A 6,846-nucleotide genomic window follows, 5' to 3' on the forward strand; every position below is an offset into this window, starting at 1 on the left:
ATATGCTCAATTAGAGAACAATCTAATATATGAATACAATGAAAAATAATGCGTTAGATTCCGATCTTATTTGCGCAAAAGAATTTAACCAAGTCGCCCTGATTTCCTGCTCAACCCAATATGATGAGCAAACTGTCGATAATGTGGTAAAGACCTTTATCGATCACGGCTACATGGTCACCACCAAATACTTAAATCAAGTGATTTCAGACTTAGGTTACGTCAATACCGATCAAGAGCGTGCCAATAATCTGATCACCGCCCTGCTTGATCCCACTATTGATGTATTGTGGTTTTTCCGAGGCGGCGGCGGTGCACTAAACCTGTTGCCATATTTACACGCTTATAAAACGCAGCTTCGTGAAATTAAACCAAAGACCATTGTGGGTTTTAGCGACGTCACAGCCATTCATAACTTTATTAATAATGAATTAGGCTGGCAATCGGTTCATGCCATTAATGCATCAACCAATAAAGCGACCAACGGCGGTAATGAACAACCGATTCCAGATCTAAAAGCACTCATGCATGAAGGTGTTAGCTATAACACGGTATTACCGCTTAACGAGTTAGCGAAAACAACCGCAGTTTCAGGCCAACTGATTGGAGGGAATCACACCTTAGTTGGCGCAACCTTTGGCACGAAATATCAGCCAGACTTTGCCAATAAAGTGTTATTGCTCGAAGACATTGGCGTGACTTACCGTCAGTTAGATCGCTACTTACAACAACTCTTGTTCTTAAAAGACTTTGATGTGAATGCGATTGTGTTTGGTCAGTACTACCAAATGGTACCCAACGATCAAGATCGCTTAATGTACAAAAAGGTTTTAGAGATCTTTGCTGAGCAGTTTGATAAGCCTGTTTATTACTTCCCGTTCATCGGACACGGTAAGCATAACCAGCCAGTTATTTTTGGTCGCCAAGTATCGTTACAACGTCACGATAATAACGAACATGGTATGCCAGCTGATTATTGTACGTTACAGCAGTAATCTTAATTATCTTAGCACTTAACGCTATCGTTGAGTGCTAATACTATCCTTTTAGTCTTTCTCTACTGACTCATGTCACATTTTCAACTATAAAACAGCCATACGTACGATATTACTTTCAAGGGATAAATATTTTGGAGTAATCCAACTCTTATATTTTTCTCTACTGCCTACCAAACTCAAACCACTAATTAGCATTTAATATCAATTTTTATATCTCTTGATGTTTTTTATCTTTTTCTTTGTAACACTTTGAAATAGATAGACTTCATAAAGTGTTTTCAACAATGTTAAGGTTACCTCATCCTAACGTCTTTAATGAGGTCAATGATGAAAGCATCCCATTCTTTCTTTTCTAAAATGAAACAGACATTGCTTGATAGCATCGAATATAAGAACCGTATTTGGGTGATTAATATCAATAAGAATGGCGTGAGTGATGGTTCAAATGTAATAAGTGAAGACGGCTTTAGCAGTCCTTTATCTTGGATGGTTAAATCAGGTTATTCACCTTCGATGCTCAAAATTGTTGACGAAATGAAGCGTTCAGAAACAACGACAATTATGCTAGAAAACGAAACCCACCATTTAATGCGTGTTAAATAAATCGCTCTAAGGTAAAACCATGACAAATGATGCTGTTCATTCACCTTCTTTTGGCGATTTTATTAATCACGATTTTTTAAAACGTCTTATTTTTATTGCTACCCCAATAATTCTGCAAAGTATTCTTTTTTCCAGCAAAGGATTAATTGATATTTTGATGCTGAGTCAACTGTCTGAAGTTGATATTGCAGCAATGGGAATTGCAGCAAAAGCATTATTTGTCATCACCATTTTACTTACAGGTATCGCCACAGGCGGCGGTATTTTATCAGCCCAATATTGGGGCGCGAAACAACATCTCGGAGTAAAAAGAAGTACTGTATTAAGTCTCTGCTCTACAGTGCTTTTTGCTTTTGGCTTCGCGCTCATTTTTTATTTCTACCCTCACGCAGTAATGCAACTAGCCACGTCATCACAAGAAGTTATTCAACGAGGTAGCGACTATCTCTCTATTGTGGGTTTTAGCTTAATATTCAGTGCAATCGTGGTAAGTTACACTGCCAGTTTACGTGCAATAGAAGAACCTAAAGTGAGTACCTTTTTTAGTGCTTGCGGTATTTTAGCGAATATCTTTTTAAACTGGGTGCTTATTTTTGGTCAGTTTGGTTTACCCGCCCTTGGTATCAAAGGTGCTGCATTAGCAACCTTATTAAGTAGCTTATTTGAAGTTGTTTTGTTAATTACTTATCTTCATGTAAAAAAGCACTTGTTAATTATTAACCGTGCCGATTTTTCTGTTATTACATCATTGCACGACATTAAGAAATTTTTTGCGTTATCACTTCCAACAACATTTAATTTCCTTTTATGGTCAGTTGGGATCTTTTCCTACCATGCCATAATGGGATTGACTGGCGTTGAAGGGCTTGCTGCATTATCTGTAATGACACCAATTGAGTCGTTATCATTAAGTTTTTTAGTAGGCATTGCTAATGCATCAGCGGTGATCATCGGTAATGATTTAGGCGCTAAAAACTATCAAAAAGCCTATTACCAAGCCATTGCTCTCGTGATCATTGCGATTATAGTTACTTGTTTTATTTCTATCGTTTTATTTGTTAATCGCAGTTATATTTTAGGATTATTTCCTGCACTCTCTCCTGAGACAGAATTATTATCTCACACCTTTATTACGATACTTGCACTTGGCATCGTACTTCGCTCTTTACCAACTACGATGGTGGTCGGTGTACTCCGTGCTGGCGGAGACGTGAAGTTTTGTTTATACCAAGACGTCTTAACTCAATGGGCATTTGGTATTCCACTGGCTTTTATTGCAGCTTACTTTTTTAATCTACCTCCTCAATGGGTTTATCTATTCTTTTTTGCTGAAACATTATTTAAATGGTTCGCTTGTATTTATCGATTTAAAAGCAAAAAGTGGATGAATAACCTGACATAAAAAAACGGTGAAAGGCTTTAACTAACAATAGAAAAGACCTTTCACCGTTTTTAGTAACTATAGTGAATTACTTAGCTGCTTTCTCTTGCATCTTTAAGTATTTCTTCACTTTTTTCATTGCCATTTGACGCTTAAGTGGCGATAGGTAATCGATGAATAGAATACCTTTAAGGTGATCGATTTCGTGCTGTAGTGCAATCGCAAGGAAATCATCACGCTCTAGGTGAATGTCATTACCATCGCGATCCAGTGCTGTAAGTTCGATTTTCTCAAAACGCTCAACGTCTGCGTAGTAATCAGGCACTGATAGACAGCCTTCTTGACCAACCACAGGGTTCTCACCACGAACGATCTTAGGGTTAACGAATACCTGTGGCTCATTACGCTCTTCAGATAAGTCGATAACAATAATAGATTCTTTGCGGCCTACTTGAGGAGCAGCTAAACCAATACCATTACCCGTTTCGTACATGGTTTGTAGCATGTCGTCGATAAGCGTTTGGATGTGTTCAGCTTTTACGTCTGTTACTTCTTCAGCTTGAACGCGTAGCTTTGGATTTGGTTCGGTTAAAATTTCTAAAACTGCCATTTTCTCTCTACTTACTCGATGGAGTTGAATACCTTGCAGGGACGTAACTTATCAGATAGCCGCTCACTCTCAAAGTGATAATTAGTCTTGTCGCTCTATGTTCAATAGTTTATATAACAGAGAAAAGAGAGAATAATCGTTTGTTTCAATAGGTATAATAGGTAAAAGTGAATAAAGTTTATGCTATTGATTTATATATTTGCTGCTAAATCATCCCCATTCACATGATTAAAAGCCTGTTGCAGACTTTTATATAACATGAGTTTATCAATAGGTTTTGACACATAATCATCCATCCCTGCTTTTAAACAACGTTGTTTTTCTTCCTCTAACACATTCGCTGTTAACGCAATAATAACGGGACGGTGAATGGACTGCATTTCGCGTATTAATTCTGTGGCTTCGAGCCCTCCCATATTGGGCATTTGACAGTCCATCAAGATAATATCAGCTGTGTTTTCAATCATATACTCAACAGCTTGTAATCCGTCACTGACAACAGCAATATTTTTTAATCCAAATGAGATTAAAAATGCCTTAATTAATTGCTGATTGACCATACTATCTTCAACAACCAAAATCTTACGATCTTCGTACATAGATAAGTTAGTCTGCTGAGTTTTTTCCTCACTACTCTCACAGCGTTTTTCATCAGATTGCTTAAGTGGAATATCAAACCAAAATGTCGTCCCTTTCCCAACACAACTTTCAACCTTAAGTTCTGCAAACATCAACTTACACAAGCTGTTTGAGATTGATAAACCTAGCCCTGTCCCACCAAATTGACGAGAAATAGAACCATCTGCTTGTCTATATGAATCAAATATAAATGCTAATTTTTCTTCTGCTATACCAATCCCGGTATCTATCACTTTAAAGCGTAACCACTGAATATGTTTATCGTTATATTTCCTTAATTCTTCACACTGTTGTACTGGCGAAGATAAACGTTCAACACTTAATGTTACAGAGCCTTTATGAGTAAACTTAACCGCATTCCCAATTAAATTAATCAGTATTTGACGTAAACGCCCTTCATCAGCAATAAAGCTAGACGCAATGTCGTCTCCGATTTCTGTTGAAACATGGATCTTCTTTATTTTGGCTTGATGAATAAATGGTGTAATACAACTATGAACAAATGGATTAAAAGCAAAAGGTGTTAAATGTAATTCCACATTACCTGATTCTAATTTCGAGTAATCCAATATTTCATTGATGATCACTAATAATGAGTACGCTGATTCTTTGATATAGCCAACCTGACGACGAGATTCCTTATCCAATTTTCGTTCTTCTAGGCATTGGACAAAGCCAAGCACGCCATTCATTGGGGTACGGATTTCGTGACTCATATTTGCCATAAATTCCGCTTTTATTTTGATCGCTTCACTTAAATCATCCGCTTGTTCTCGTAACTTTCGATTTAAGCCTTGCAGTTTACTTTCAGTATTGTGAATACATTCATCAGCTTTTTTTAATTCTGAGGCTAATAACGACACCTCACCTTCAGCATCGCCAACCTCTGAAATATTAACACCGCCAGAGCCTATTTTTGGTAATTGACCAATTAAAAACGTTAATGGCCTTGTTACCTTACGGTACATATAAATCTAGACATAATGACCCCACGAGGTGCTAGCCTCCAATATCGTGGGTTAGCTTAAAGCCAGAGCCATAATTAGTGTGACTAAACAACTAAATTTGGAGGCTAGCATGAATAACGATAGCATAATTTTCATTGGCTTAGATACGCATAAGTCCTTTATCCAAGTCGCAGTTCTACAAGGTCATCGTGGTGCTCAACCGCAACAACTTGGGCGCATTAAATCTAACAAGTCGGCGTTGGTTAAATTGGCCCAGCAACTCCAATCAAAATATCCTAAAGCTACCTTTCATTTTGTCTACGAGGCTGGCCCATGCGGATACTGGACTTATCGCCTGCTCACAAGCCTTGGGCACTGTTGCTTTGTTATCGCGCCATCACTCATCCCCAAAAAGCCTGGTGACCGAGTGAAGACTGACAAGCGCGATGCCGCTAAGCTTGCCAAACTCTTCAAGGCTGAAGAGCTCACACCTATCTACGTTCCAGAAGCCGAAGATGAAGCCATACGAGATCTCTCAAGAGCCAGAGAAACCGCCATGAAAGATCTTAAGGACGCTAAGTTCCAACTCAAAGGCTTCCTACTTCGCAATAATGTTCAGGCAACGGTGAATGACAACTGGTCTAAAAAGCATCTACGGTGGCTGACAGACCTCATCCTTCCTCACCATAGCCAACAGATCGTTCTGCAAGAGATGATCATTACTATCAGTGAACGAATGCAAAGGCTTCAGCGACTCGATAATGAACTGCTCCATCAGGTGAAAAATTGGCGATACTATCCTGTGGTCAAAGCGGTTCAAGCCATGCGAGGCGTGCGATTGCTGGTCGCTCTCGGCACCATCGCCGAACTTGGTGATTTACGGCGGTTCGATCATCCCAGAAAGCTGATGGCTTACCTTGGGCTCGTTCCGACCGAAAGCTCTAGTGGCGGCAAAACTCGACGAGGCAGCTTAACCAAGTGCGGGAACAGTCGAGCAAGACGACTATTGGTGGAGGGTGCACATACCTACAAGCATAAAGCCAATATCTCTGTAGAGCTCCAGCTGCGGCAAGAAGGACTGCCCAAGGAAATCGTTGATATTGCTTGGCAAGCACAGCAACGATTATGTCGACGTTACCAACGACTGCTTCAAAAAGGTAAACATAGGAATGTTGTGGTCGTGGCTATCGCTAGAGAAATGATCGCCTATATCTGGGCTATCGCAAGAGAGGTTGTCGTAAGCGACGTTGATCCCAAAACGCGCATCGCAAGGTTACCTGCATGAACAACGAATTAGTGTTATCGCAAAGGATGAAGCATCGGGTGTGGCACAACCACCGACGGCGTTAGGACGGCAATAGAGCGTAAGCTGTATTGAACCACGAGCATAGACTGAAGACAGGTGCCACGACGGAATAAGTAAGGTAGGCTCTGCTCACCAATGGTGAGTAATCCACGTATATCAGCATGAGAACCGACGACATTACTTGCTTCACCTATGCGGTAACACTACTACTGATTTACAAGTAAGGCTCTGGAAATGTGGGAGCAGAAACTTCTACGTTTTAATTGACAGTGGGGGTCATATCAACGCCNAGTAATCCACGTATATCAGCATGAGAACCGACGACATTACTTGCTTCACCTATGCGGTAACACTACTACTGA

The 6,846-nt window shown here is 39.8% G+C and carries 6 protein-coding genes; 4 read left to right on the forward strand and 2 right to left on the reverse strand.

Annotated elements, in window-relative coordinates; all coding sequences use genetic code 11:
• The first annotated feature begins 29 nt into the window (after positions 1 to 29).
• From E5A76_RS01335 to E5A76_RS01345, 3 genes are all read left to right on the forward strand, one after another.
• Positions 30 to 995 carry an LD-carboxypeptidase gene (locus E5A76_RS01335; RefSeq protein ID WP_161117881.1) on the forward strand — a complete coding sequence of 322 codons (966 nt, stop codon included), beginning with the start codon at positions 30 to 32 and terminating at the stop codon, positions 993 to 995.
• A gap of 327 nt (positions 996 to 1,322) precedes the next feature.
• Positions 1,323 to 1,601: a hypothetical protein gene (locus tag E5A76_RS01340; RefSeq protein ID WP_161117882.1), complete on the forward strand. Its 279-nt coding sequence runs from the start codon at positions 1,323 to 1,325 to the stop codon at positions 1,599 to 1,601.
• A gap of 19 nt (positions 1,602 to 1,620) precedes the next feature.
• Positions 1,621 to 3,003 (forward strand): MATE family efflux transporter, encoded by a 1,383-nt coding sequence (locus tag E5A76_RS01345; RefSeq protein ID WP_161117883.1) that lies wholly within the window; start codon positions 1,621 to 1,623, stop codon positions 3,001 to 3,003.
• Positions 3,004 to 3,070: 67 nt separating this feature from the next.
• Here E5A76_RS01345 and def read toward each other — a convergent pair whose 3' ends face one another.
• Together def and E5A76_RS01355 are read right to left on the reverse strand one after the other, a co-directional pair.
• Entirely contained in the window at positions 3,071 to 3,592 is a 522-nt protein-coding gene (def, locus tag E5A76_RS01350; protein WP_008986934.1) for a peptide deformylase, read from the reverse strand.
• Between the two features lie 191 nt (positions 3,593 to 3,783).
• Positions 3,784 to 5,094, reverse strand: coding sequence for a response regulator (locus E5A76_RS01355; protein WP_316247310.1), 1,311 nt, complete (start codon positions 5,092 to 5,094; stop codon positions 3,784 to 3,786).
• A 214-nt stretch (positions 5,095 to 5,308) separates the two neighbouring features.
• On the opposite strand from E5A76_RS01355, the gene E5A76_RS01360 reads away from it, so the two are divergent.
• Positions 5,309 to 6,463 carry an IS110 family transposase gene (locus tag E5A76_RS01360; protein ID WP_161117884.1) on the forward strand — a complete coding sequence of 385 codons (1,155 nt, stop codon included), beginning with the start codon at positions 5,309 to 5,311 and terminating at the stop codon, positions 6,461 to 6,463.
• The last annotated feature ends 383 nt before the right edge of the window (positions 6,464 to 6,846 follow it).

This window comes from Photobacterium lucens, from assembly GCF_009873615.1.
Classification (GTDB): domain Bacteria; phylum Pseudomonadota; class Gammaproteobacteria; order Enterobacterales; family Vibrionaceae; genus Photobacterium; species Photobacterium lucens.

What these genes read in the sequence shown, in the direction of transcription:
- def (WP_008986934.1), bottom strand. Translation starts at nt 3,592, where the DNA reads ATGGCAGTTTTAGAAATTTTAACCGAACCAAATCCAAAGCTACGCGTT.
- E5A76_RS01335 (WP_161117881.1), top strand. Translation starts at nt 30, where the DNA reads ATGAATACAATGAAAAATAATGCGTTAGATTCCGATCTTATTTGCGCA.
- E5A76_RS01345 (WP_161117883.1), top strand. Translation starts at nt 1,621, where the DNA reads ATGACAAATGATGCTGTTCATTCACCTTCTTTTGGCGATTTTATTAAT.
- E5A76_RS01360 (WP_161117884.1), top strand. Translation starts at nt 5,309, where the DNA reads ATGAATAACGATAGCATAATTTTCATTGGCTTAGATACGCATAAGTCC.
- E5A76_RS01340 (WP_161117882.1), top strand. Translation starts at nt 1,323, where the DNA reads ATGATGAAAGCATCCCATTCTTTCTTTTCTAAAATGAAACAGACATTG.